The sequence below is a fragment of the Algoriphagus halophilus genome (genome assembly GCF_900129785.1).
Taxonomy (GTDB): Bacteria; Bacteroidota; Bacteroidia; order Cytophagales; family Cyclobacteriaceae; genus Algoriphagus; species Algoriphagus halophilus.
Genome location: NZ_FSRC01000001.1, coordinates 2,080,868 through 2,106,264, shown reverse-complemented (window position 1 = coordinate 2,106,264; position 25,397 = coordinate 2,080,868). Strand labels below are relative to the sequence as shown.

23 protein-coding genes are annotated in these 25,397 nt (G+C 43.2%); 6 read left to right on the top strand and 17 right to left on the bottom strand.

The window, feature by feature from the left end; genetic code table 11:
• The first annotated feature begins 80 nt into the window (after positions 1-80).
• The 4 genes from BUR11_RS08955 to BUR11_RS08940 all read left to right on the top strand — a co-directional run bounded on the left by BUR11_RS08955 (position 81) and on the right by BUR11_RS08940 (position 3,889).
• Positions 81-1,652, top strand: coding sequence for an FG-GAP repeat domain-containing protein (locus BUR11_RS08955; RefSeq protein WP_234982134.1), 1,572 nt, complete (start codon positions 81-83; stop codon positions 1,650-1,652).
• A 146-nt stretch (positions 1,653-1,798) separates the two neighbouring features.
• The gene (locus tag BUR11_RS08950; RefSeq protein ID WP_234982132.1) at positions 1,799-2,488 is read left to right on the top strand and encodes an endonuclease/exonuclease/phosphatase family protein; all 690 of its coding nucleotides are present in this window, start codon (positions 1,799-1,801) and stop codon (positions 2,486-2,488) included.
• Positions 2,489-2,653: 165 nt separating this feature from the next.
• Positions 2,654-3,373 carry a hypothetical protein gene (locus tag BUR11_RS08945; protein ID WP_074224490.1) on the top strand — a complete coding sequence of 240 codons (720 nt, stop codon included), beginning with the start codon at positions 2,654-2,656 and terminating at the stop codon, positions 3,371-3,373.
• A gap of 129 nt (positions 3,374-3,502) precedes the next feature.
• Positions 3,503-3,889: a VOC family protein gene (locus tag BUR11_RS08940; protein ID WP_074224489.1), complete on the top strand. Its 387-nt coding sequence runs from the start codon at positions 3,503-3,505 to the stop codon at positions 3,887-3,889.
• Positions 3,890-3,931: 42 nt separating this feature from the next.
• Here BUR11_RS08940 and BUR11_RS08935 read toward each other — a convergent pair whose 3' ends face one another.
• From BUR11_RS08935 to BUR11_RS08855, 17 genes are all read right to left on the bottom strand, one after another.
• Complete coding sequence (locus BUR11_RS08935; protein WP_074224488.1) at positions 3,932-4,240, bottom strand: hypothetical protein; 309 nt, start codon at positions 4,238-4,240, stop codon at positions 3,932-3,934.
• Positions 4,241-4,246: 6 nt separating this feature from the next.
• The gene (locus tag BUR11_RS08930; RefSeq protein WP_074224487.1) at positions 4,247-5,023 is read right to left on the bottom strand and encodes a hypothetical protein; all 777 of its coding nucleotides are present in this window, start codon (positions 5,021-5,023) and stop codon (positions 4,247-4,249) included.
• Between the two features lie 63 nt (positions 5,024-5,086).
• Positions 5,087-5,926, bottom strand: coding sequence for a conjugative transposon protein TraN (gene traN, locus BUR11_RS08925; protein WP_074224486.1), 840 nt, complete (start codon positions 5,924-5,926; stop codon positions 5,087-5,089).
• A gap of 33 nt (positions 5,927-5,959) precedes the next feature.
• A complete protein-coding gene (traM, locus tag BUR11_RS08920) occupies positions 5,960-7,207 on the bottom strand; it encodes a conjugative transposon protein TraM (protein WP_074224485.1) in 1,248 nt (415 codons plus the stop codon).
• Positions 7,204-7,827: a conjugative transposon protein TraK gene (traK, locus tag BUR11_RS08915; RefSeq protein WP_074224484.1), complete on the bottom strand. Its 624-nt coding sequence runs from the start codon at positions 7,825-7,827 to the stop codon at positions 7,204-7,206. Before traK ends, traM begins: the two co-directional genes overlap by 4 nt.
• A gap of 11 nt (positions 7,828-7,838) precedes the next feature.
• Positions 7,839-9,059, bottom strand: coding sequence for a conjugative transposon protein TraJ (gene traJ, locus BUR11_RS08910; RefSeq protein ID WP_074224483.1), 1,221 nt, complete (start codon positions 9,057-9,059; stop codon positions 7,839-7,841).
• A 15-nt stretch (positions 9,060-9,074) separates the two neighbouring features.
• Positions 9,075-9,710, bottom strand: coding sequence for a hypothetical protein (locus tag BUR11_RS08905; RefSeq protein ID WP_074224482.1), 636 nt, complete (start codon positions 9,708-9,710; stop codon positions 9,075-9,077).
• A 13-nt stretch (positions 9,711-9,723) separates the two neighbouring features.
• Entirely contained in the window at positions 9,724-10,362 is a 639-nt protein-coding gene (locus BUR11_RS08900) for a hypothetical protein (RefSeq protein WP_074224481.1), read from the bottom strand.
• Positions 10,359-11,078 carry a conjugal transfer protein TraI gene (locus tag BUR11_RS08895; protein ID WP_074224480.1) on the bottom strand — a complete coding sequence of 240 codons (720 nt, stop codon included), beginning with the start codon at positions 11,076-11,078 and terminating at the stop codon, positions 10,359-10,361. Before BUR11_RS08895 ends, BUR11_RS08900 begins: the two co-directional genes overlap by 4 nt.
• A gap of 6 nt (positions 11,079-11,084) precedes the next feature.
• Positions 11,085-13,550, bottom strand: coding sequence for a TraG family conjugative transposon ATPase (locus tag BUR11_RS08890; RefSeq protein ID WP_074224479.1), 2,466 nt, complete (start codon positions 13,548-13,550; stop codon positions 11,085-11,087).
• Between the two features lie 35 nt (positions 13,551-13,585).
• Complete coding sequence (locus BUR11_RS08885; protein WP_074224478.1) at positions 13,586-13,912, bottom strand: DUF4133 domain-containing protein; 327 nt, start codon at positions 13,910-13,912, stop codon at positions 13,586-13,588.
• 28 nt (positions 13,913-13,940) lie between these two features.
• The gene (locus tag BUR11_RS08880; protein WP_074224477.1) at positions 13,941-14,270 is read right to left on the bottom strand and encodes a DUF4134 domain-containing protein; all 330 of its coding nucleotides are present in this window, start codon (positions 14,268-14,270) and stop codon (positions 13,941-13,943) included.
• Positions 14,271-14,306: 36 nt separating this feature from the next.
• The gene (locus tag BUR11_RS08875; protein ID WP_074224476.1) at positions 14,307-14,747 is read right to left on the bottom strand and encodes a hypothetical protein; all 441 of its coding nucleotides are present in this window, start codon (positions 14,745-14,747) and stop codon (positions 14,307-14,309) included.
• 329 nt (positions 14,748-15,076) lie between these two features.
• Positions 15,077-15,484 (bottom strand): response regulator, encoded by a 408-nt coding sequence (locus BUR11_RS08870; protein WP_074224475.1) that lies wholly within the window; start codon positions 15,482-15,484, stop codon positions 15,077-15,079.
• Positions 15,477-18,146 (bottom strand): ligand-binding sensor domain-containing protein, encoded by a 2,670-nt coding sequence (locus tag BUR11_RS08865; RefSeq protein ID WP_159439214.1) that lies wholly within the window; start codon positions 18,144-18,146, stop codon positions 15,477-15,479. The genes BUR11_RS08870 and BUR11_RS08865 overlap by 8 nt, the downstream gene beginning before the upstream one ends.
• A gap of 412 nt (positions 18,147-18,558) precedes the next feature.
• Positions 18,559-18,879, bottom strand: a complete 321-nt coding sequence (locus BUR11_RS08860) for a hypothetical protein (RefSeq protein WP_143185894.1) — start codon at positions 18,877-18,879, stop codon at positions 18,559-18,561.
• 352 nt (positions 18,880-19,231) lie between these two features.
• Complete coding sequence (locus tag BUR11_RS08855) at positions 19,232-19,444, bottom strand: helix-turn-helix domain-containing protein (protein ID WP_234982129.1); 213 nt, start codon at positions 19,442-19,444, stop codon at positions 19,232-19,234.
• Positions 19,445-20,340: 896 nt separating this feature from the next.
• Here BUR11_RS08855 and BUR11_RS08845 point away from each other — a divergent pair.
• Both BUR11_RS08845 and BUR11_RS08840 read left to right on the top strand, forming a co-directional pair.
• Positions 20,341-22,116 carry a TlpA family protein disulfide reductase gene (locus BUR11_RS08845; protein WP_143185890.1) on the top strand — a complete coding sequence of 592 codons (1,776 nt, stop codon included), beginning with the start codon at positions 20,341-20,343 and terminating at the stop codon, positions 22,114-22,116.
• Positions 22,113-25,307 carry a SusC/RagA family TonB-linked outer membrane protein gene (locus BUR11_RS08840; protein WP_074224469.1) on the top strand — a complete coding sequence of 1,065 codons (3,195 nt, stop codon included), beginning with the start codon at positions 22,113-22,115 and terminating at the stop codon, positions 25,305-25,307. The genes BUR11_RS08845 and BUR11_RS08840 overlap by 4 nt, the downstream gene beginning before the upstream one ends.
• Positions 25,308-25,397: the final 90 nt, after the last annotated feature.

Below are 25,397 nucleotides of genomic sequence, written 5' to 3'. Positions count from 1 at the left end.
GTTTATATAAAAGACTAAGTTGTTTTGATTTTAATATTGAGGCGATTTTTTAGTTTAGATCAACTTTTATTCAAGGCAATTTGAAAGAGTTCATCAAATGGTTCATCGATAAGCTTGTGCTTCACCATCCACCAGTCAATGGCTTTATCTGGTGGCTGGTCCTCTTTATGTTTCCAATTAATCCCTCATTGGCCCAAAACGAATTAAATCTAAAGGGAAGGCAACTCGCGGAAAGCTATTGTGGAGCATGTCATGCGTTTCCCAGTCCTGCTCTATTGCCAAAACAGGTGTGGAAAACGCTGGTTTTGCCGCAGATGGCTGCTTTGATGGGAATCAAGGAGGCCCAGGATAGTTTGGGAGTTTGGGACAAGACCGAAGAAGAAACCGCAGTGTTGAAATCAATGGGTATATATCCACCTACACCAATCATCGGAATGGAGGATTATCAATGGATTATGGAGTTTTACGAAGCCCAGGCTCCCGATGGCTTACCTGAGCAGGAATCGAAGCCCGATCCAGTTTCATTGGAGGGGTTTGAAGCGAAAAATCTTTTCATTGAAGGCATTAAAAGTCCCAAGACAAGTTTGGTGGCAATCAATGAGGAGCGAGCTGAGCTGTTGATTGCTGATGGGAACAACAACCAGTTGTATGCAAAAGACCTACAGGATGAGCTGTATACGCTTCCTTCTATGGGAAGTCCGGCAGTTCAGTTTATTCGAAAATCACCTCAGGTCTATGATTTTATCAGCATAGGTTCCATCGCTCCCAATGATCTTTCCCAAGGGGCACTTTATGAGATGGATTTAACCACCACTTCCTGGAACCTTGTTTTAAATGGATTGCCAAGGCCCGTTTTTGGAGTTTGGGAAGACCTACAGCAAGATGGCAAGGCCGATTTTATCTTATGTAATTATGGGAATCATGGCGGAGGAATTTCGGTTTATTGGAATGGAGATATGACTTCAATCCCCACAGAACTGGGTGGGGCAGGAGCCCGAAAAGTAGAAGCGGTGGATCTAAATCAAGATGGGCAGGTAGATCTGGTAGCCTTATTTTGCCAGGGAAACGAGCGGATTTCCGTTTTTTATAATCTGGGTAATGGGCAATTTGGACAGGAACAGATCCTATTAAAGTTCTCACCGGTCATGGGGAGCAGCTACTTTGAATTACAGGATTTTAATGGAGATGGGGAAATGGATCTATTGGTAAGCAATGGAGATAACTGGGATTATTCCTCCGTATTGAAACCCTACCACGGTTTCCGTATCTATGAAAACAAGGGGAAGGGAGAATTTGAAGAAGTTTGGTTTTATCCTCAATACGGGGCCGTAAAGGCCATGGCACTGGATGTGGATCTAGATGGCGATTTAGATATGGCCACCATTGCTTTTTATGATGAACTGGAGGATCCCAGGCAACAGTTTATCCTGTTCGAAAATCAGGGGAACTGGGATTTTCAGCCAAAAGTGATTCCGGATGCTGCATTGGGGAAGTGGCTGACCATGGATGTGGGAGATTTAGATCAGGATGGAGATCAGGATATCGTGCTCGGGGCTTATTCCCATACCCTGTTGGAATACAGCAAACTATTGATCCAAGGGATTGAGGATATTCCAAACGTGTTGATTTTAGAGAACACAATTAAAGATTGATAGAATTTTAGACCTTGTAATAATTATTATCAAGCCTAAAAAGTCAATTTCTATTCAGCCCTTTTAATTTATTTTATATGCTCAAGATCATTTTTACTCTAGCACTTTTAACCCCGATTATTTCAAATGCGCAAACTCTACAAGTGATGAGTTACAATATCCATCATGGTGCAACAAGAGAGGAGAAATTGAGTATTCGGGAAATAGGTGAATTTATTCTAAAAAGTCAGGTAGATATCGTAGGGGTGCAGGAGGTGGACAGTGTCTGTAATCGATCAGGGAAGCAGGATCAAATGGAAGTTTTGGCCCAGATCACCAAGATGCATCCTCTATTCGCCAGACATTTTGCCTATGATGGGGGAGCATATGGATTGGGTATTCTATCCAAATTCCCCTTGGAAGAGGTGAGAAATGATCGGATTTTAAGTGTTAGGCCCAATGGAGATACCAGCACCCTGGCATTTCTCTCTGCCAAGGTTCAATTAGCCTCGGGGAGAACTGTCCGGTTTGCTACGGCACATCTTGCCTTGGATCATCCGACAAGGATGACCCAGATATCACAAATTTTGAAGTATTTGGAAGGAGAGTACCCTGTGGTTTTAACAGGGGATTTCAACACCTTGCCTGATAGCCCAGAAATCGAATTATTAAAAACAAGATTTCAGCTGACACAATCAGAGGATGATCTTACTTTCCCGGAGAAAGACCCAACCAAGAAGATTGATTATATTTTTATTGATCAGGATTTTCCGCAGAAGACCTTCAAAAAACAAGTTTACCTGGGCAATCATCTATCTGACCATTTACCCATTCAATCAGAAATCAGGTTCCATTAAGCCTGAATAGCATCTACTAGGTTCGTTATACTAGGTTCAATAAATTTTTAGCACATTTTGACCCCATACCGAATATTCCCAGGTAGATCCCATTGGATCAATTCCATGGGATGATCATTCTTATAGATTAAAAGTTGTATTTTAATTCCTTAAAATTTTTTCCATATGACACTAGCGGATTTTAAGAATGCACATAAATGGCTCATTATTCCATTGGTCATTGCATTGATCGGGTTTTCAAGGGGATATTTTTTCAGGTTGACTGAAGCCACTTGGCATCAACATATGCATGGTTTATCCGCTATCTTATGGTATGTCATGATGATTGTGCAGCCTTATTTAATTACAAGGGGGAACGTCAAAAAGCATAGATACTATGGTATTCTTTCCCTATTCCTGGCAGGAGGGGTTACCTTTTCAGCGATCACCATTATTCCCCTGAATTTAAAAGCCGCGGTTGACCTAGAGCCGAATCCAATCATATCTGCAGACTTTTTATATGGAGTTTCCTTTACAGATTTGGTAACGATCATTGGATTTGGGGTGAGTGTTCTGATGGCCATCATCAAAGTAAATAAATTGGAAGACCATGCCATGTGGATGATATCTTCTGTCTTTTGGGCCTTGATGCCGGCATTGGGTCGATTGGCAGTCATTCCGACCATTTTGATTTTTGGGTTTCCTCCTCCTTACGACTTTATAGACGTACTTTTCGTCTCAACTCTGATTTGTATAGTCCCCATTGTAATTATTTGTTGGAGGTTAAAGCGGTGGCATCCGGCTTTGATCATTGTGGGAATTGCCAACCTGCTATACCTTTTTATCAGACCAATCGGCAGGAGTGAATTGTGGCGCTCCATAGCTGATGAACTCTTCAAATACTAGAGAAGGGATGGGGCAGTCCAGGAGGTTGGCAGCGAATATCCCTTATGGAAGCCACAGCCTGTAATACAGAAGGTTCAATCCTGAAACCCTATACAAGAAAAACAAAATAGAAACCAAAGTTGATGAAGTATGAATCCTAAATTTGAGGCAGGAATTAATATAGCCATAAAAATCCCCAAAAGTAAGTATGAAAAAACCATTGCTTTTTACAGGGACATTCTAGGATTTACAGTGGAGGAAAAACCCATTTCAAACCCCACTGTTTCCAGAACCCATGAAGTAAGATTCGGAAACAATACGATTTGGTTGGATTGTGTCGATAACTATACCCATTCCGAAACCTGGCTGCAGCTGACGGTTCCGGATGTAGGGATCGCAACAGATTACCTGGCCTCCATGGGTGTTGAAACTTGTGATGAACTGGAAGCACTTCCTGAAAATATGCATTGGATTCAGGATCCTTCTGGAACCGTGTTTAATTTGCAAAAGAGAGCGACGGATCATCCCGACCAGTGAAGATGATCTGCCACTCAGGTGGTTTCCATTCTTGATTTGGCTTTAGAAGGTTTTTTTTTCATCCATTTCCCGGATTTTCACCTGACTTAGGCTCATGCGGTTGAATGTAGGATAGTAGTCGATATACCCATATTCATGCAGTTCCCGGATGATCCTGAAATACGTAGTCGTGCTGGATATTTTGGCCGCTTTCATCAGATCTTCCCTTTTGATCGGGAAGGGCTCCATCCCTCCGTGTTCCTCTCGCAGGTATAATAGCACGGAGAACAGGCCTATATGGGACAGGCATATCCTGGGGTCCCTGTCAATATCCGCTATAAAACGTTCCAATGCTTTTTTGATAGGTTCCATCCCCGCTTATCGAATCCCATTACTTTTTCTTTTCCTTGTTTTTTTAGGGGAGTGATCCTCTGACCCAGCCTTTATTTCAGTTTTCTGTGAGGTGGCTTTTGATTCTTTGGCTGATACCTTTGGAGAGGGGTTGATTTTCATTTGATTGGAATCATAGACTTGAATGCTTTTGAATTTTGGAATGGCTTCAATAAATCGTTTTTGTTCCCCGTTTTCCTGCAGAAATACCACCGACTGACGATTTCCTTTTTTCAGGGAGTCCATCAATCGATTTAGATCCTCTGGAACTTGTAGTTCCTTAATGGGATACTTTTCAAGTGTTTTTTGTAAGTCGAAGCCATATTTTTCGTGGAAGAGTTGGTATTTGAAGTTTCCGAGCCTGTCCGTATTCCGGAAGTCCAGCTGAACCCATGCCTGGTACTTTTGCTGGTCTTTGTTGACCAGTTCCTTTTTTACCGCCCGACCGTCCAATAAATTATATCCTTCTTTTAAGGTCATGTGATTGTCTTTTCCCATGTAAAAAGTCTGGCTGATGGAAGGATCTTCTTGTCCTTCTTTGGTCAGAATCGAGTCGTACCTGCTGAAAAAATACCGGTCCGATTGATTGGACCTTTGAAAAAACAAGGTGGAGTCGACCCGGTCCCCACCAAATTTAGCTTGGTGTTTCAAGGTGAATTCAAGGGATCCCTGCTGTAGTTGTTCTTTCAAAGAGGCTTCCAGGGAATCTCCGAAGCCACTGTATTTGATCTGGTTTTTGAGGTAATCGAAGTTTTGTTCATTCATGATCGTGGTGTTTAGGATTTACATATAATTAGGATGTCCTCTTTCAGAGGCCGAATTGATGCTTCAGTCCAAAACCATGGCCTGCATCAGATGCCGGTTTTTTACTTTGATTTTCAGGTTTCTGCCACCCTTTTGTTCCATCAGTTCAATTCCCAGATGCTTTTGGTTGGGGAGGGTGAACTTGGAGAGGACCACCACCAGGGTTTGGGTGGATTGTGCCGGGATTCTAGTTGAATCTCCCCAGATCAGTATGGGTATTTGTTCCAATTCCTGGGAAGCACTGCGCTTACTTTGTTTGTTGTCCCTGATAAAAAGCCGAAACTGTTCAGTGTCATAGGCAATGTTGGTCTGGTTTTCCAACTGGATCTGGAAATAGAGCAGGTCATTTTCAATGTAGATTCCTGTCAAGGCCATCCCCGTCAGATACCTTCTTTGCCGGATAGGGTGCATGCTCCGGTGTTTCAGGGAAATCAATTGGGCCGTTTCCTGGATTTCCGAAGGAGTAGGATCGAAAACCTGTAATGCTGGCTGGGTATAAGAATCTCCTGGGTGAATGCTCCAGTTTAGGTTTTCGGGATTTTGGGCATAGCTTACCATAAAGGAATAAAACCCTCCATCCTCCGTGATCACCGTCAGGTTGGAGTTGGGGAGCTCGCTGTTTTCAGCTTTCACCTGAAGCATGTTTTTCACCGCTTGGGCTTTTTGAACCAGAATATTCCGGTTTCCCCGGTCTACACTTTTGATAGGGTGGGGGAAAATCAGATGGGAAGTCATCAGGTCGCTTACCTGTAAGGTGGAACCGTAAATGGGCTTGGTTTCGAATTCGGTATTGACTTGGGCAAGTGTAGTTAGGGAAAGGCCACTGCCCAGCAATGTGATCAGTAAGTAGGTATGGATGTTCATAGGAGCGGAGTAAAGAGTTAATTGGTTAGATGATCAGTCATTGTGTACGATCCAGACCTGATAGCCTGCTTTGAGGTTGACTTTGACCTGTCTGATTTTTTTACCCAAAAAGCTTTTGGCTGTTTCTATTCCCGCCTGGGCTGCCTGGGCTTCCAAAGAATAATCGAAGCTGTTGAATCCCAATCCCTGGATTGCCCGGGATCCTGATTGGCTACTTACCTCCTTGGATAGGGAACCTGGTATTCTGATTCCTTCCAATCCATCTGCATCATGGACCTTGAAATCAACCGGGAGTATCTGGTCAGCGATTCGGATGTGGCGAATAGAGATGTTGAGTCGTTCCCCATGGAGGCTAGCCAAGCCATACACCAGTTGATCTTTAGGAAGGGTGATTTCATTCAGGTTGATTCCTTCAATAATCCGAAGCTTGACCGTGGAGCCTGAAACCAGGGTTTGGTCTTCATGGATCACTGCTTTGATGGAAGCGGAAGACTTGGTTTCCATTGATTCGGATTCAAGTCCAAAGAAACCGTTGAAAGAAGCAGGAAATCTAGATAGGTGGCTTGCCTCCCCTATGGGAAAGTCTTCCTTGGTTGCAGCGGATAACCGAAAGGGAGGGCTCTTTTCCTTTTTTGAGCGCATCCGTTCCTGAAACCGTTCAGGGTGTTGGATATCCAGGATACGGTCCAGTAGTTCTGCCATTTGATCCAATTCGGGGTCCGGTGTTGAATTGGCGTGCTGCATTTGTTGCATCATTTGGTCGAGCCGATCCAGGTCTGTGCCCAGGGTAGGGATAGGATCTGTCGGTTTTGGAAAGGAGGGCAGGTCTTGTCTTGGGGCCGGTGGAGGACTTTCCTGGATGGTCCGGTTGAGAGTTTCCAACCGTTGAAGAATCTGTGCTTCCTGAGTGGATTGAAAAAGCGGGGAATTGGATGCGCTTCCCTTGCTGATGGGAGGAGGGGAAGTCGTTTCCATGCCCTGTTCTCCCTGAAATGCCATTTGATAATAAGGATCGTTTTTGACTTCTCTTTGAAATCTGCCGGAGTCCTCACTGGATCGTTGGTAGTGCTCCATTTTGTCAAAATGCTTTTCCTCAAACCCCAACAGTTCAGGAAGGCTGGGGTTAAAACCATCTGCCAAGTGGTCAAGTGGGGAGGAGGCTTTTTGGGATCCTCCTCCCAATGCCCAGAAGGCGAGGGTAAGAAAAGGGACGGTCAAGACGGGAATCATCAGCATAAGTGTTCGTTGTTGCTTGGATCTGGAGTGGATTGGATGCTTCATGGGTAGCGCGTTTGAATGGTTAAGTCATAGTTTTCCAGTGTATTCCATTGTTCGATCAAAAATCCATGGGGATTGTTTTCGCTTCTGGAAATAGGTCTTAGAGAACCTTCCGTGATCAATTTCCTGGTCACGATAGATCCGGCACGGGTCAGGGTTTGTTTTCCATAATATTTGAATGGATAGGGAGGCGTTGACAAGTCTACCTCGATGCTGTCGGCTTGGATTTCCTGACTGATATTGCCTGCAATGATGTTGGAGTAGTAATTACTTTCCCGCAGGTTGTCGTATTGCCTTTTGGCAGAAATATCCGCTAAATAAAGGGCCTTGGTCGTGTTGGTTTTGATCACCTGGTCGTCGGGATCAAGGGTAAAGAAGTGGTGATGGAAAGAGGCGATATGATCTTTGGCTTCTACCAACAGGTTTTCCCTTCGATCGGACACCAGGGCTTCCAAGATTTTTCCATGGGCAAGGACATATACCTTTTCCTGAAGCGAAGCTGCCAATTGATGGCTTTGATACAGGGTAAATCCTGAAAAAAGGAAGCATCCCAGGATGATGATACCTGTGAATAGCCTCATTTGCCGAAAGGCAGTATCGATGTTTTTTGGTTTTTGAAACATAGGTGCTTGGATTAGGAGTCGCCTTTGAGTTTGTCAGATTGGTAGTTGTCATGATCGGAGAAATATCCAGAGGAAGTCCCATGTGAAGACAAGGACTGGATGAGTTTACCGGCTTGGTCACCCAGATAATCGGCGGTCATTCCTGTCCCTTTTCCCATCAAGCCCACTCCCTTTCCCGCTACGGCTACCGTGGCCAGTGACCCTCTGGTAAAAAAGCTGGAGACTTTGTGAGGAAGTGTACCTCCAGAAGCGGCATGAACGATGTAGTTCGCTACGGATGGTACCGAGAAATAGCCAATGATTCCGATGACCAGGAATATCAGGTATCCGGTATCTGTAGCAGAGAAAAAAGTGTCCCCGGTATGTTCAATCTGTCCGATGTCCAACACCAGCATTTTTTCCTGGATGGTACTGATGATGGCCCCGAAAATATTGGCAACTGGAAGCCAGAGGTAGATGTTGATATATCTGGCCAACCAGACGACCAAGGTATGGTGGAACCCATCGAACACCGAAAGTCCAAATACCAAGGGCCCCAAGATCGAAAGTACAACCAATTGAAAAGTTCTTAGCGTATTGATGCAGAGGGCAGCTGCCTCAAAAAGAAGTTGCAAGATTTCAGCAAGTACCTCCTTGATCCAATGTTTGAAATTGAAACTCCATTTTGCTCCATGAAACTCCATAATGTCACTAAAGGATTCCCACCAGGTCATGCCTGTTTCTTCACTTCCTTCCGGTAGCCCTTGTGTGTATTTGAGCCATTTTTCATAATCCCCCTGTCTATGGTTATTCCGGAACATCAATCCTTGGAGTGTTCCCTTTACCAGCTCCTCTTTGTGCTGGAGCAGGTTTTCAATGGCGGAGTTGGAATGATCCATCATGGATGCCGTCGCCCTGACAGTGGGGTTCATTACCCCATTGATCAAGGAAAGGACAGATGGAAAGAACAGGATACAAAAACCGATGGCGAAAGGCCGGAACAGCGGATAGAAATCGATGGGTTCTGCGTTGGCGATGGATTGCCAGACACGTGATCCGATGTACCATAAGGCCCCGAATGCGGCAATTCCCTGGGAGACACTGATCAGCTGTCCGCACAAAGGCATCATTTCGGAATATAGCTCTTCCAATACCCCATGTAAGCCTTGGTCCATGCTGGTCTGGGCATGGGAAATCGAAGAAAGTGAACATCCTACAGCGACCAAAAGAAAAATCCTGATTTTGGTTTTCATGAGTTTAGGAAGTGGTTAATAATGGGAATTGTAAAGCGTTCTGATTCCCGATAGCTCCTGTATCGTCTTCGACCTTTGGAGCGCCAGGATTTGGGTGTCTTGATTAAACCTGGTCAGGAATTGAATTTTGTCCATCATACCCTGATGGATCCGGTCAATCGCCTTCAGACGTTCCTCGTCTGACATCCGAAGGGTTCCTGCTGTCAATACCAAGGTCAATTCATCCAGATGTTGGAGGCTCTTCTGCATCAGGTTTTGATACACTTGGTACAGATAGGAGATTTCCTGATGCGTGAATTGCCCGGATTGCCTGAAGACGGAGTATGCCCTTTTATAATCGTTGAGCAATTGGAGTTGAAAGTGGATGATCTCAGCTACTTTGTAGTAGTCCTTAACCGCTGGATTTACCTCCAAAAGTTGGTTCAGGAAGGTCTCATGCAGGTTGAAATTCCCTGAAGCCAACTTTTCAATTTGGGAATACCCCTTTCGAAGAGTCGTGTAGCCTTGTTCCAAATCGCTCAGGATTTCCTTGAGCTGATTGAGTTTGGTAACATTGAGCAACAGTTGGGTCGCCTCATCTGTCTGGGCCTGGGCCAGTTGTATTCCCAGGGAAAGCACGAACATACAGGATAGGAAGTGGATCTTTTTCATGGCAATTTTCTACTTAATGGACATGGATTTTTTTGCGTTGTTCGAGCGCTTGTATCGCTCTTTGTCTGGAATACCCCAGGGATTGACAATCCTGAAAGAGCTGGAGCGCCGCAGCATGGATCTTCTGCATTTGGAGTTGGATTTGAGTCAATTGTTCCATGCGATCTGTGTCATTTAAATTCAATAGGTCCTTTGCAAGCAAGTTCTGCTGGCTTTCAAAGAGTTGATCACTGTCTTCTTTCAGGCCTTGGACTATCTGGAGGATGAATTTTTCTTCGGCATCGGTGAAGAGGAATTGTCGGAAATACTTGTTGGGGACGAGTTGGTTTAGCTGGTTGATTTCTGCATAGAGTAGGGAGGTTTTTTCTATTGCGTGGTGGTCCCTGAGATGAGGGTTGATGGTAGAAAAGGAAGTGAAATGCGTTTGATGCAATGCCATGTCCTCCCCAGTGATGCTCCTTATCAAGTCCAAGCCTTGAGAGACCACTTCATACCCTTCCTTTAGCACCCTGCCATAGGCTTGAAGTGCCGCAATTTGTTCTGCCAGGTACTTTTGTTGGGTTTTCTTTTGGTTCCACCATTCCTGAAACGTCTGGGAATGGGAAGGAAGCGCCGATATGCCAAGCGATAGGAATAGAAGCAGAATTTTCATGGGGTAGGGGATTCAAGTGGAAAGCCGTATAATTCTTTGATTTGTAAAATTTCCTGGGTAGAGGAAGCTCGCTGTAATCGGAGCAACGCATTGCTCCGGTTGAATGAGAGCAGGTCTTGATAGTTTTCATCCACTTTTTCTGCAGTTTCCTGAAGTAAGGCAAGTCGCTCCCCATCACTCATCTGGAGGGTAAAGGATTTGACCAAGAGGGCCAGCTGGTCCAGGTTGGTCACTGTGGTGGTCAATATTCCCTGATAGACCTTTCCCATGTATTCTTTTTCCCGACTGGTGAAATGCTCGTCCTGCTGGATGAGGTACCAGACTTTTTGGTATTCAGAAACAACCAGGGCCTGTTTCCTGGAAATATCACGTATCCGCTGATAGCCTGAAACCACTGATTTAATGGTTTGAAGTTCTGTGAAATACTGCTGGTACAGTTCCCGCTGCTCATCAGTCCAATGGGCTATTTCTTCCAGCTTCAGTTTGGACATGGTATTTTCCAAAACCCTTTGGGCGTTTTGCATCCAGAGGACTTTGTTTTGCTCACGTTGGATTTTCAGGTCCATGGCCACGATGACCTTTTTGACTCCGGCCTTGATGATTTCCAGGATAGCCAGAGGAACAGCCGCTTGGCTTGGTTGGGGAGGAAGCGTGAAGCTGATGCACAAGAGGGTCATGCCCAGACTTCGTAAAAGAGTTTTTCTATAGATCTTCATGCTGGTTTAATTTTGCTCTTCTGTTTCTGAACACAGGGCCTGTATCCCTTTTTGAACAGAGCCAAAACGTGCGGCATATTCCATCACTTTGATTTTCTCCCTTTCTTCCGTGGTATAGGCCAGGTATTCTTCTTTGGAGACCTCCGTACGGTATACTTTGGACTGCATGCCTCCCAGACTGATAAAAACTTCTTTGTATCGGCGTTTGGGGTCATTGGCCTGGTTCACCGAGAGCACCAATGCTTTTTCTTTGGCAGTCAATCCCAGGAGTTCCTGGATCTGATGGAACTTGTTCTGGTATTTAGATTGATCCAGTAAGATTTTGCAATCACTGTTGTTGATGATGGTCTGTTTGACTATTGGAGAGCTGATGATATCATCCACTTCCTGGGTCACAACAATCGCTTCCCCATAGAATTTCCGTACCGTTTTGAACAGGTATTTGATGTATTCGGCCATGCCTTCCTTGGCGATGGCTTTCCAGGCCTCTTCTATCAGGATCAATTTTCTGATCCCCTTTAGCTTTCGCATTTTATGGATGAATACTTCCATGATGATGATGGTCACCACCGGAAACAAGATGGGATGGTCCTTGATGTTGTCCAGTTCGAAGACAATGAAGCGTTCCTGGAGCAGGTCCAGGTTTTCTTTGGCATTCAAGAGGTAATCAAATTCCCCTCCTTGATAATAGGGCCGTAGCACGTAGAGGAAATTGGAGATGTCAAAATCCTTTTCCTTTACCTGGTCCGTTTCCAGATCCTGGTAAAAATCTTCCTGTAGGTACTCGTAAAAGCTATTGAAGCCAGGAAACAAGGAAGGAGAGGTTTTCAGTTTCTCATAATATCCTTTCAGGGCATTGGACAGGGCAACATATTCACTTCGTTTGAATGATTCATGATCCTTTTTCCAAAGTGCCAACAACAAGGTTTTGATACTTTCCTTTTTTTCGGTGTCCAACTGCTCACCTGTCGGGATATAGAAAGGATTGAAACAGATGGGGTGTTGTTCATCATAGGTGAAATAATACCCCTGGACCAACTCACACAGACCTTTGTAGGAATGTCCCACATCCACCAAGACCACGTGGGTGCCTTGCTCATAATAACTTCTGACCAGATGGTTTGTGAAAAATGATTTTCCTGAACCACTGGGCCCCAAGATGAACTTGTTTCGGTTGGTGATGATACCCCGTTTGACCGGTTCATCAGACAGGTCCACCTGCAAGGGTTTCCCGGTAAGGCGGTCTCCCAAACGTATTCCAAACGGACTGATGGAGCTCTGGTACCCTGTTTCCTGATGGAAGAAACAGGTTGCCTGTTCCACAAAAGTGTCGAAGGTTTCATTCATGGGGAAGTCGGCGCTATTTCCAGGAATTCCCGCCCAAAAGATCTGTGGGGCTCCCACCGATTCTTCTTTGGCAGTGGCATCTAGTTGCGTAAAGGCAGAGCCAACCAACTTTTTGATTTCCGGGAGTTGGGTAGGGGCTTCTGTCCATACTAACAGGTTGAAATGTGCCTTGACAGGTAGGCGCTGTTGGCTTATCGCTTCATTCAGGAAGGCATTGGTGGAGTCCCGCGAGATGGCATTTTCCCTGCTATAATTGGCAAGTGATTGGAGTCGGAGTCGTTTGGCTTCGAGGGTTTTAAGGGTTTGCTGACTGTCCCCTAAAAACAGATATTGATTGTACAGGTGATTACAGGGCAGTAGCTGGCCCAGTGCAGCTGCAAACCCTACACTGAATTTACTGTGGTCCGTACTGTATTTGTCATAATTAATGCGACTGCCACAGAGCTGGGGAAGGTCTTCGGGATCACTTAAACTGAAGATCCTAGCATGTTTGTTTCCTATTTGGAGGGAAGGTTTGAATTGGATGTCATGGATGAACCTGGGATCCGAATCCAGGGATAGCCTACAGTAATTTTCCAGCAAACCTGCCCGGGAGGAGCTGCTGAGAAGCTCTTTTTCGGTTAGGCGCTTCAGACTCATGAATCCACTGTCGATAAGGATTCTTTCCAACTGACCACAGGCATCCTGGAAATTGGGCAAGGATTGGTTTAGCTGTAGTTCCTCCGGGATTATATGGGATCGAAGCAAGGTCGAAAACATGCTGCTGGCAGGTTTTCTGTTTTTCGGTTTAAGGGTGAGATAGAGAAAACAGGTATGATCCAAAAAAGGGCGTTCATGAAAAAAGCGCTCACTACTTTGGGAGAGAAAGCTTTGTTGGACATGGGAGAACTCTGCCTGATAGGTTTTCTCCACAAACCAATCCTGCTTGTGGAGGACCGTGTTTTTCGGAAGAACTTTGATGGCTTTGATCCAATGTTGGTGTAGCGTATCGTAGTCCCGGTTGCTCAATGTGAAGATTTCAGGAAGTCGGACTTCGTATGCCAGGGTTATGTCTCCCATTTTAGAAAGGATGACATCTTGCTCTATGCTGAGTATAGGAAAATGCTGTTCTAGTAATCTTTCCATGATATTCTAATTGGTCAGTGCATTGGGTAAAGGAATTATTTGATGCTGCGGGATTTGCGGAAAACACCCCTGGATTTGATGCGGATGGCATGGGGAACCTGGCGGTATGCCAGCTTTTTGCTCAGCCCATGTTCTCCATAACTCTGACTGAGTCTATAGATTTGAATGACCAGTATTGTTCCTGATATCCCAATGATTATCAGACAAATAAAAGGGTTGATTCCAAGTAAATATAGAAGGGTGAACAGGAGAAGTTGTGCCAGCACACCGGCACCGAGGTACCAGATGTACTGGGCTTTTAAACCCTTGAATTCAATGGGTTTGTTGATCCCTTTGTTGATTTTGTAGATGCTGATGGACATGTGGATGTGCAGTTGAATTGCTTGGTAATTACACCCCAAAGAAGGATTGGATCACGGTCGCAACCACCACCAAAAAAACACAGCTTCCGAACCAGGCTGCGGCTACTTTCCCGGTATCCGGATCTCCCGCATTCCATTTTTGATACACTTTGACGGCTCCGATCAAACCTAGGATGGCTCCGATTGCATACATGAGACTGGTGCCGGCCGCAAAGTAACTTCGGACCTGGCGATCCGCTTCTTCTATTCCCGCCAAGCCATCCTGGGCTTTGGCATGCATGGAAGTATAGATCAGGAAGAGGGTGGTTAAGAAAACCTTGGATAGGTTTCGTGCTGAGGATTGTGTTCGTTTTTTCATATTAAAAGAGGTATTGGTGAGGAATGAGATTATTTTCTAAAAGATTGGTAACCTAGACCAAAGGGTTTCTATCTCTGATTGACTAACAGTCAATCGGCAGGTCTTTGGGATGTTTTCAAGTAGGAAATGTTCAATGGCAACTCGATAGGCAGGCTCCCGAAGTCCGGGATGGTTGGACAGGCACTGGGTTAGCTGTTGGAAGAGCCTAGGTTTATTTGTCAAGGTTCCCTCACTTTCGAGGATGCCTTGAAGTTCCACTACTGCCAGTTCCAGTTCTTCAAATGGTGCCATTTGTTTTTCTTCCAAGCTGCCCGGCTCAATTATCTGTTGATCATTCGGTTTGAGATGCAATGATTGTCCGGAAATCAGTCTGCGGAGTTCCTGGGGAAAATACCAACTCAGGATTGTCAGGTAATAGGCAGTGAGGGCTATGGCCAAGGTGCTGAAATAGTGTTTCCAAGAAATTGCTTCTAACATGTTACTTCTGGTTTGTAAAACGTATTGATATCACATTGACAGAAGCAAAATTGTATTGGCTAAAAGGCTATCAGTTACACTGTTGTGGTAGCTACTAAAAAAAGTTGAGGAATTGATGCAGGGAGGGTATTGGTAAAACCCAACAGAATTGATGGAAAAGGAGGAGAGGAGATTTTAATGAGACAAGTTGTGGTGGAGGGGGGATTCCAAACCTAGGTTGCCTGTATAATGCAGCCTTTTAAAAAGTGAAGATTGATTCGGTAGGGAAGGATCATGAAGTTTTGGGAAATGGATTTTGAATCCATCCATTTTCCATTGGTGGGACGGTATTATTTCCCCAATAACCAATCTCCCAATTGATCCTTTAACTGGATTACATTTACTGGTTCCATGGGTTTTTCCCAAAAATCGATGACTAGGTCGGATTCAGTGGCTTTTTTCTTATCTGAAATACTCAATGAAGAAGTCACTAGGATCACTTTGATATCTACATGAAGGTTTTGCTTTTCCAATAATTCCAAAAACTCCCATCCATTCATTTCAGGCATGTTGATATCCAAAAAAATCAATAACCTCTGATTCTCATTTGGTAGGGATAGGATGGACTCCAACGCAATTTTCGGATCAGAAAATACCAGTAACTGTTCTGATAATTGTTGCTTAGTTACTTGTAATTTATGGAGTAATAAAACTATTTGATCATCATCAATAATATATATGAGAGGCCGTTTAACCATCGTTGTTTTTAATGTTTTCGGACATTGCATGTGTTTCCCGGACCATTTGATCGAGTTCTTCCAAGGTTTTTATTAGCTCCGCCTCAAGCTCTTCCTTACTTAATCCAACCTCCTGGTAAGTTGAATATTGGTTTAAAAGTTGAGCGATTCCCATTGCTTTGGTCAAAGGCATTCTAACCAAATGAGATTGATGCCAAGTGATATCCATTAGAACCTTGTTTTTGTTTTCTATTTCACTGATGGCCTTTTTCAGTTGTCCATTCGTGGTACTCAACTCTTTGGTTCTTTGGTTGACCATACTTTCCAATTTCCGCTTCATCCGAATAGTCAAATAATATTTGACGGCAAAATTGATTAAGATCACAAGGGCCAAGAACATTAAAATTTTAAAGGCCAGGGTTTCTGTCCAAGTTGCTTTGACCTGAATGGGTAGTGAGTTGACCTCTTCTAATTTCCCTTCTCGGAGGATTTTTACTTCAAGGGTATGATTCCCTGGTTTCAATCCGGTAAAATTCAGAACCCCTTGGTCTTTGATTGGATTCCATTGTTTAGATTTCTGGTTGATCCTATAAAAGAGGGAATATTGGTCCGGATTCTCAAAGTCCACCAAGTTGAATGAAATTTGAAAGGACTTTTCTCCAGGGGGAATAATGATTTCGTTTTTAATATCGGTTTTTTGTCCAGCTACCAGAAGGTCATCCCAAATAAACCGAAAGCTGGAAGATGCTTCTTGATTCAAAGTGCTGGCTGGAATGATTCCAACTCCTTCCACCGTGGGAATCCAGATTCTTTTAGAATAATCCTTTAGTGAAGAGGGGTAGATCAGACCATTGCTTTCTGAATTAGGCATTCCATGCCCTTCATTGTAAAAATTGTTGGTAATTTGAAAATCTTCGTCAGTAGTGTTTTTAAACTTTTCCAGTTCGGAGCCTGGGAAGTATTGGATCCCAAAATTATTGGTAGTCCATATGCCCGAATTGCCGTCGGAAATAATTGTGAATACACTTCGGGATTTTAGTCCGTTCTGCTTTCTTAAAACCTTGAATTCCCCCTGTTGAAAAAGTACAATTCCCCCATGGGTAGCAAACCAAAGGTCTCCGTCCTGGTCTTCATATATACTATAGATCAAGTCTTCTCCTGGGGTAAGTGGAAGGGGTTGGTTTTCTATTAGTTGATCATTTTCAAACCGAAAAAAACCCTGACTAATAGATCCGATCAGTAGCTGTTTGTTTTTGAGTTCTAGGATACTGATGAATCGGGTATTGCTGAATTTTTCGGGCAGTTCCACCAGATGAAAAACTCCTTTTTCATCCAAATAATGAATCCCTCCATTTCGAGTCAGAATCCAAAGCCAATTTTTTGAATCCCGGAAGATGACATTCACATAATTGCTTTTCAGTCCATTGTTTTTGGTAAGGTAGCCAGCTAGTTGACCGGTTGCCTGATTAATGATTGATATTCCTGTTGTGCTCCCAACATATACTTTTCCGTCCACAGATCCAATGGTGTTGACCCTGTTTTGCAGCAAGCCATCCTGCTCCTTCCAAGATTTGATTTTCCCGTTTTTCAGCTGGTATAACCCATCGGATTTGGTTCCTATCCACATACTGCTATCTGAAGCCTGATAAATGGGTTTGATGTTTTTCTGATCCAGTTCCTTCCTGTTCAGTTGCTTGATAATGGCAGGTCTGACTACCGCCAATCCTTTTCCCATAGTCCCCAAATAAAGGTTGTCCTTTTCCTTAATGATTTTTCTAACCGTATAAGTCTGGAGTTCAGGAAAGATCATTTCATTGATCTCTCCATCAGACATTTTAATAAGCCCATTCTCTAGAGAACCAGACCAAATGCTGTTTTCCGAATCTACGATGAGGCTGGTTGGATTGACCCCTTGGGACTGCTCATAGGAATACACTTTATCCAGTTGGTAATCCTTGGTTATGGAATAGATTCCCCCATCCGGTTCGTATACATAAAGCCGGTTGTCATTTCCAAAAATTTTCAAAGCTCTAAAGCTTTGCTCAGTGATTAATTTTGACTGACGTGTAGTTAGATTCAGTTCATAGATCCCTTGTGTCGTTCCGACTAGTATGATGGAATTATCCAGCGTGTAGAATCCGAGTATTTCTAAAGGGATTTCAGGATTCCAAAAGGAGAGTGGAGTGAAGGTTTCCTGATCCCAGGAAAAGATCTCACCTTTTTGGTTTCCAATTAGTAAGCCACCATCCCCATTTTCGGCGATTGCTCTGATCCAGGTTTTATCCGTTATTTGGGAGCAATCGACCACTGTTTTGATATTTTTATCAATCAATACAATACTACGGTCTCCAGTAGCCCAAATTCCTCCATCTGTTTTAAAAAAAATGTAATAGGTCTGCTCCAGCATTTCTGGATAATTTTCCTGGTCAAAAACCTTAAGTGATTTTCCGTCAAACCGGACCAGTCCTTCTTCAGTTGCAGTCCATAAATATCCAAAATTGTCCCTTTCCATAGCAAAGATGGCATTTTGGGGCAGCCCTCTGGAATTGTCCCAAATTTCCATCACGTAATCTTGGGAAATATTGGACTGGTTTGTAGAAGAGATCCATGATTGAGGAAATCCTTGGGCTGTTCCCAAACAAATCCAGACCAAGAAACCACATATAAACTTTAGACTATTCATAGTCATCCATACAGAAGATTTTGAAGCTATTGATTCCAAGAATTCTTTTAGAAAAATTAAAAAGGGCGAGAAATTCTTGGTATTTGACTCAAAATTTTATGAGCTATAGATCAAGTGGGAATATAAGGCCATTTTTATTGGAGGCAATAGATCATATAAAAAAAATATAGTTGTCATTGCAGTTTAAAACAAATTTAAACAATAGGAGGATGGTCTAAAAGCACTGAATGACCAGGTGGAATTGTTCAACTGTTTGAATTCTTAGATTCAGGTAAAGCTACTTCTTTCAATCGATAAGAGACAAATAATCAGTTTATAGTTTCCTGCTAATTCTGTGGGTTAGGTTATTTGCTAAGAAATAAAAAAAGCATCGAACCATGGGCTCGATGCTTAAAAACTGAAATGGATTAAACTATTCTTCTATTATCTCATTTCCTTCCTGATCATACTTTTTGGTCAGTTTTTCTTCTGTTCCATTTTCAAAAATCACTTCATAATGGAAGGTTCCATCGAGCTTGGCAACCTGAAATGCCTCTGCGATTGGAAAAACCTTGACGGTTTCATCATTGGTGATGTTAGTTTTTACAGCATCAGGCAAATTTTCTGCTTCGATTTTCACCTTTTCTTGTTGTAATAAGATCGATTTTGAGTTAGAATTCTCAAGTGTTATTTGAGGTGTAGCCATGGCCACGCCAGTAAATAGCATTGCGGACATTAAAAGTGTCATTTTCATTTTAATTGTTGGTTTAGTTAGTGTGAATAATTTTAATTAGTTGGAGTCCGGACTCCTAATTCAGATGTATGACCATCCGAATCTGTGAATCTAATTGCCAATTACATGCCAACCACCTAAGAACCTCATGAATGCGTTTAAGTAAGAAAAAATATAAATTTACTGTGTATAAATAGGTCATATTGTTCTTAAAATATCAAAAAATTATCCCATTAGGTTAATTCAATAAAAGGCCTTATGGCTGATAGAAGTAAACTGAAATCACAATCAATAACAGTAATCAAAAAAAATTATGAATCTACTTAATTTAAAAGCCTACTTTGTCCAGTTATGATTGAAGACAGATAGTTATTTATTTCAAATCCTGACACACATAATCCAAAAGTTCACAAGGATCGGTTCCAATTGCTTTTGCTATTAAGTAAACTTCACTTGCCCTTAGATGGGCTCCTGGGTTTTTTGTTAATTCATTTAGTCTTTGATTAGAAGTTCCAATTTTTCTAGCGACTTCTGCCTTGTTGATAGAACGGGCATCCAAAAATTCACCTAATCTCGTCATATTCATTATTTATGAATTAAATGTAATTATTTCTGATTATAGATTCAGAAAAAAATCAACTATATCTTTTTTAATTAAGAAAATATGAAATATATTTAAGAAAATATTAAATATTGAGACTTAGAAATAAAGGGGACACTCAGGATTTAGAAAATTCAATCCTGATTCCAAAAAATGAAGCAAGCCAGTTTAGAAAGTCCATTTTAAGGGTTTTGGAAAACATAGAGCTTGATGATTGTATGAAGGTACAGCAAATAGATATAAAGCATTTCTATAAGCTGTTAGAGTATTTTTCAGTTAAAGAATAAGCCATGAACAGCATTCAATTTTCTTCAGTTACTAAAAGTTTCCTTCAATTTGGAGAGAGGAGAGTTTTTGCTCAGTTCATGAGATTAAAAAAAATTCAAAGTGGAACATTTGGCATCATAGCGGTAGATCGCCTGTACCCTTTAAAGCCTAAAAAGCCTGTTTGAGGCTTTGATTTTTCACCGATTAAGAGGATGCGCAGCCTTGAGCAAATCGGTTACCATAGACTCAGGTCAGCAAGCTCACTTTAGCTGGTAGTGCTGACATATTACATCTTATTATTCATTCTTGCTGGTTGGTCATATAGACAAAGTCGGGAGACTTTTGCGCCTTGGCGTAGATATGTCTTTTCGTAGACGTCATTTCAAGGAAAGTTATTCCACGGTAGGAGAATGACTTGACAAAGCAGTCTCATGGATTTATTTCCTCACTCATTGAGATTGTTTCGTCCTTCGTCCACGCAATGACGGTTCAAATGATGAATCCTTCGAAATGAGCCGTATGTCACTTGTTAGAATTTCAGATTTCTGATTTCAGGTTTCAGACTTCCAATATTAGTCATCGATCATTGATCCTCCGGCTTAAAACACAAAAGCATGAAAAAAAATCTATTCACATGCTTCCTGGGGAAGGTCTGTCCATACCCCAATATAAGCAGCTCAATCTTACATCACTTAGAGACCTGTTTCTCCGCCAAAGGCTTGCCTATCTCTAGCAAAAATGACCACATAGCTGGTGCTATCATCCATGTCTTTTTATCACTCTTCTTTGGAACTGTATTGGAAGTTCATAGTCAAGTTGCCCAATCGCCCTTACCTAATAATGAATTTAGGTTAGAGGAAGATCAGAAGGAGTTAGTTCCTTCTGACTCTTCTTTATTGAGCGGCGGAATGATCTACTTGGAAGTGAAAGCTTCCCAAGCTATGGATACCTTATGGATTCAACAGTGGAATCAGCTGATCAGTAATCGGACTTCCATCAATTCTGGGATTATCTTTCCTGTATTGGGAAGGGATGGGAATCTATTTGAAGGGAGTATCAATCAGCGGGTATTTACCATTCCTCTGGAATCTTCCAGTACACATGGCTTTATTTCCTTGGGAAAAGGAAAAGAAACCTTTGCCTCTCAATGGATTTACCTTCCTACGGACAGGGTTCGGATTCGATACATCCAGCAAAATGGAATGCTTTTGTTTGGTGGTCCTGATGCGGCTTTTTACAAGGCCCAACTGGAACTGGACCGAAACTTTCAGGAGGAAATATTCAATACTGATCCTTTGATGTTTACTTCCAGGCCGGAAAGCATCTTTTCGGATTCCCTCTCGGTTGCCTTGAGAGAATCAGCAACTCAAAAGCCACAGGACTTATATGTCACCATGCAAGTGGTAGGAAGTCCTGAATCCGCTTGGTCCGCATTTAAGGAGTATAGTCAAAAGGAGCTAGCTGAACATCCTGCTTGGATCTATTTGGAAGAGCATTCCAATGAAATGTCTCCCTTACAACTGCAGCTATTACAGGCCAAGGTAAGAGGGGAGTACCTATACAAAGGCATCCAAAAAGCGGAAATGGCCTGGGAACTTTTGAACCAGGATGCCTCCAAGATCCAAGAGTTAGAAGACTGGGGAATACAAAGCGGAATTCTAAACAGTATTGCATCTTCTCCGAGATTAGTTGAAGCGAGCTTCCGTTGGTCTGCACGCATTGCCAAAAGCCGAAATATATCCCTATTTGAGATTGTTAGCCCCATTCCCAATCCTCTAAAAGAAGAAATCCTGGCCTTTTATGTATTGGATAATTTCAATCGATTGGGAGATCGCTTGTTGCCGATCATAGATCAGAGTTTGGCTATTGTTCAGTCTGAATGGATCAAGGATCGATTGACCTCTATTCGAGAAACCCGTGAACAGGAATTTTTACCCACTGGATTAGTCACGGAATCCGGAGATGCTTTTGATCCAGGTAAGTTGGAGGGGAAGACCCTCCTGATCCATTTTTGGATTTCAGGCTGCAAGTTCTGCTTACATGATTTTGAAACGGTGATGAAGGAGCTTTCCCAGGAATACGCCCAAAATCCCAACATCCTGATCCTGACTGTCAATGCAGATAATCAGATGGACAGCTGGAAGAAAAGCTTGGAAACGGGGAAGTATACTTCAGATACCTCCATTAATCTCTGGGCCAAGCCGGGAACCGGACTCCTCAAAACCTATGGAATCCATTCCTACCCACAAAAGATGGTGATCGGTGCCGATGCCCGCATCCAGTTACAGACCATCAACCGAAAAGAAGCTTCCGAGCTCTCCTACCTATTGGATAGCCTATATCAGGCTGACTTAACCTATGCTCATCCACAAACTTCCAAACAACTATGAAAAAGTATGTACTCGTATTGTTGATGGCCTGCTGTTTTGTTTACCCTTCTGGGGCATTTCAGCAAGCTATGCACCGTATTTCCGGAGTCGTGGTTTCCCAAGAGGGGGAGCCTTTACCCGGTGTTTTGATCCATTTACAAGGAACAGACTATCGCAGTATTAGCGATGAGAAGGGAGACTTTACCCTTCAAGCTCCAACAGGTAACTATGTGTTGCTCACTTCCTACATAGGAATGAAGTCTCTTCAAGTTCCCGTGCAGATTCCTTCCTCGGAGTCCTTGATCGTTACCTTATACCCTTCGGAATTGGAACTCGATGGGGTAGAAGTGCTCTCTACTGGTTACCAGAAAATTCCTAAAGAACGGGCTACCGGTTCTTTTGCCTTTTTGGATGAAGACCTGGTACAGCGGAAAGTAGGAGCAAATGTCCTGGACCGACTGGAGGATGTGACTTCAGGGTTGATTTTTAATCAGGGGCCTCAAGCAGCCAATGATCCGATATCCATCCGTGGTAGAAGCACCATTTTCTCCAATACCCAACCCTTGATCATCGTGGATAATTTTCCTTACGATGGACCCATTGAGAACATCAACCCCAATGATGTTGCAAGTATCACCGTATTGAAAGATGCAGCAGCAGCTTCCATTTGGGGAGCAAGGGCAGGAAATGGCGTGATCGTGATTACTACCAATCAAGGAACAGAAAATCAGGCCATACAAGTCAGTTTGAACTCGAACCTGACGTTGACCGAACATCAAGACTTGTTTTATGTTCCTCAGATGTCTATTCCAGAATTTATCGGGATTGAACAGCAGCTGTTTGAAAACAACTTTTACCGCTATACGGAAACCAATGCCAACAAGCCGAAGCTATCTCCGGTGATTGAGGCGCTGATTGCTTTACGGGATGGCAAACTGAGCCAAGCCGAAGCAGATGCCAAGTTGGATGCCTACGGACAATCGGATATCCGAAAGGATATTAGTTCCTATTATCTCAAGCCCTCCATTAGCCAACAATATGCCTTGGCGATTAGGGGAGGAGGAAAGCAGCATAGCTATAACGTATCGCTAGGTTATGACCAGCAGGACTCCGATGTAATCGGCAACAGCTCCAATCGATGGACCTTGGCAGCTGGAAATCAATGGACAGCTTTTAAAAACAGGTTAGGAATAGGGATTCAATTGAATTTGGCGAGACAGAATACCAAAAATCAAACAGCAATGCCAAATGGCTATGCTTATGAGTCCTTAGTAGATGAAAATGGGAACCCTACTTGGATTACCAATACTTACAATACTCGATACTTGGAATCTGTGAAAGGAATGGAGTTGCTGGATTGGAGGTACGTGCCATTGGACGAAATTGGAAAGCTGGACCTGCACAGCGAGGCCTATGATCTCAGAATATCCCCATACTTGACTTGGAATATCAGCAAGGACCTCAAGTTGGGACTCTATTATCAATACTGGTCCAATAAAGCTTCAGGGAGAAACCGGAGCAGCCAAGAACTTTTCTATACGCGGGATCTCATCAATAAATACACGCAGGTGGATGAGGAAGGAAATCTTAGCTATCCTGTTCCAATGGGAGGTGTCCTGGATGTCAGTGAAAATACTTCCTACTCCCATACCTTCAGACCTCAGTTGAGCTACAGCAAGGAATTTGGGAACCGGCATTTTTGGAATGTACTGGCAGGGGCAGAGATCAAAGACCGAAAAGGCTTGGGCTATTCCGATCGATTTTATGGTTATAGAGATGACATGGGCAGTTCGGTATTGGTTGATTACATCAGTCGATATCCCATGTATTACAATCCCGGTTCACAGGTCAGTTTGCTATCCAACGAGTCCCATTCAGGTCTGACGGACCGGTTTATATCCTACTATGCCAATGTGGGCTATGATTTCCGTCACAAATACTTTCTTTCGTTGAGTGCCAGAAAAGATCAATCCAATATTTTCGGAGTAGAAGCAAATCGTAGGGGAGTTCCTTTATGGTCTATAGGTGGGGGATGGATCTTGTCAGAGGAAAAGTTTGCGAATTCCCCCAACATGCCTTTCCTAAAGCTCAGAGCTACTTATGGATATAGCGGAAATGTAGATAAGAGCCTCTCTTCCGAGGTTACGGCCCAATATGCGAATTTCCTGTTTTATGATGTCTTGCCTCAGATGCGGGCAGCCATCTTGGTCAATCCGCCCAACCCGGATCTACGTTGGGAGAAAATCCAAATGGGAAATTTGGCGGTGGATTGGGAAACCCCGAATGGATTCTTTTCAGGGAGCTTGGAATACTATTCCAAAAAAGCAGATGATTTGCTGGGAGTTTATTCGGTGCCATCTTCTTCAGGACAAAGTAGTTTTACCGGAAACTTTGCCAAAACTCAGACCAGAGGGATGGACCTGATGTTCAACCTAGCTTGGTTTAGAAAGGAATTACAATGGAGCACCCAAATCCTGTTCAGTCACGTCAGGGAAAAAGTACTGGATTTCGAAAAGGAACCTACTGTTTCTAATCTTTTGGGTACGGCATTTTCTTCCACTCCCCAACCTATGGTAGGAAAGCCTTTGTATGGCATTTATACCTATAAATGGGCTGGGCTTTCCCCTGACAATGGAAATCCTTTGGGTGTCCTCGACGGAGAAGCTAGTGAGGATTATTTAGGGATCAGCAGAGCCGCAACCATCAAAAACCTACAATACCACGGTTCGGCCAGACCCATAGCTTTTGGAGCCATTCGAAATGATTTTGCTTATAAGGGATTCAGTCTTTCAGTGAATATCTCCTACCGATTAGGTTATTATTATAAAAGGAGGTCCATTGATTATTATACCTTATTGCGGGGGGCTATTGGACATGGAGATTATGATCATCGCTGGAAACAGCCCGGAGATGAGTTGCATACAGACATCCCATCCCTTCCAGCGACTGCAGACTTTCGAAGAAATTCATTTTACTCCAATTCTGGAGCCTTGGTTGAGAAGGGAGACCATATCAGGCTAAATGATATTCGTTTTTCTTATTCCTTTTCCAAAGACCGACAGGCTTGGCTTCCATTCCAATCGGCACAGGTCTATACCTATGCCCGGAATCTGGGAATATTATGGAAAGCCTCAGATGATGCATTGGATCCGGATTACCAGACGGCAAAGCCTCTGAGGTCCATTGCCTTCGGACTGAAGCTGGATTTCTAAATCTTAAACAGGGTAATCGGAGGAAAATTTATTCATAAAGTTTAGTTGATATAAACCCAAATACCTCCTGGCTGGCTTGGCTGGCCACCC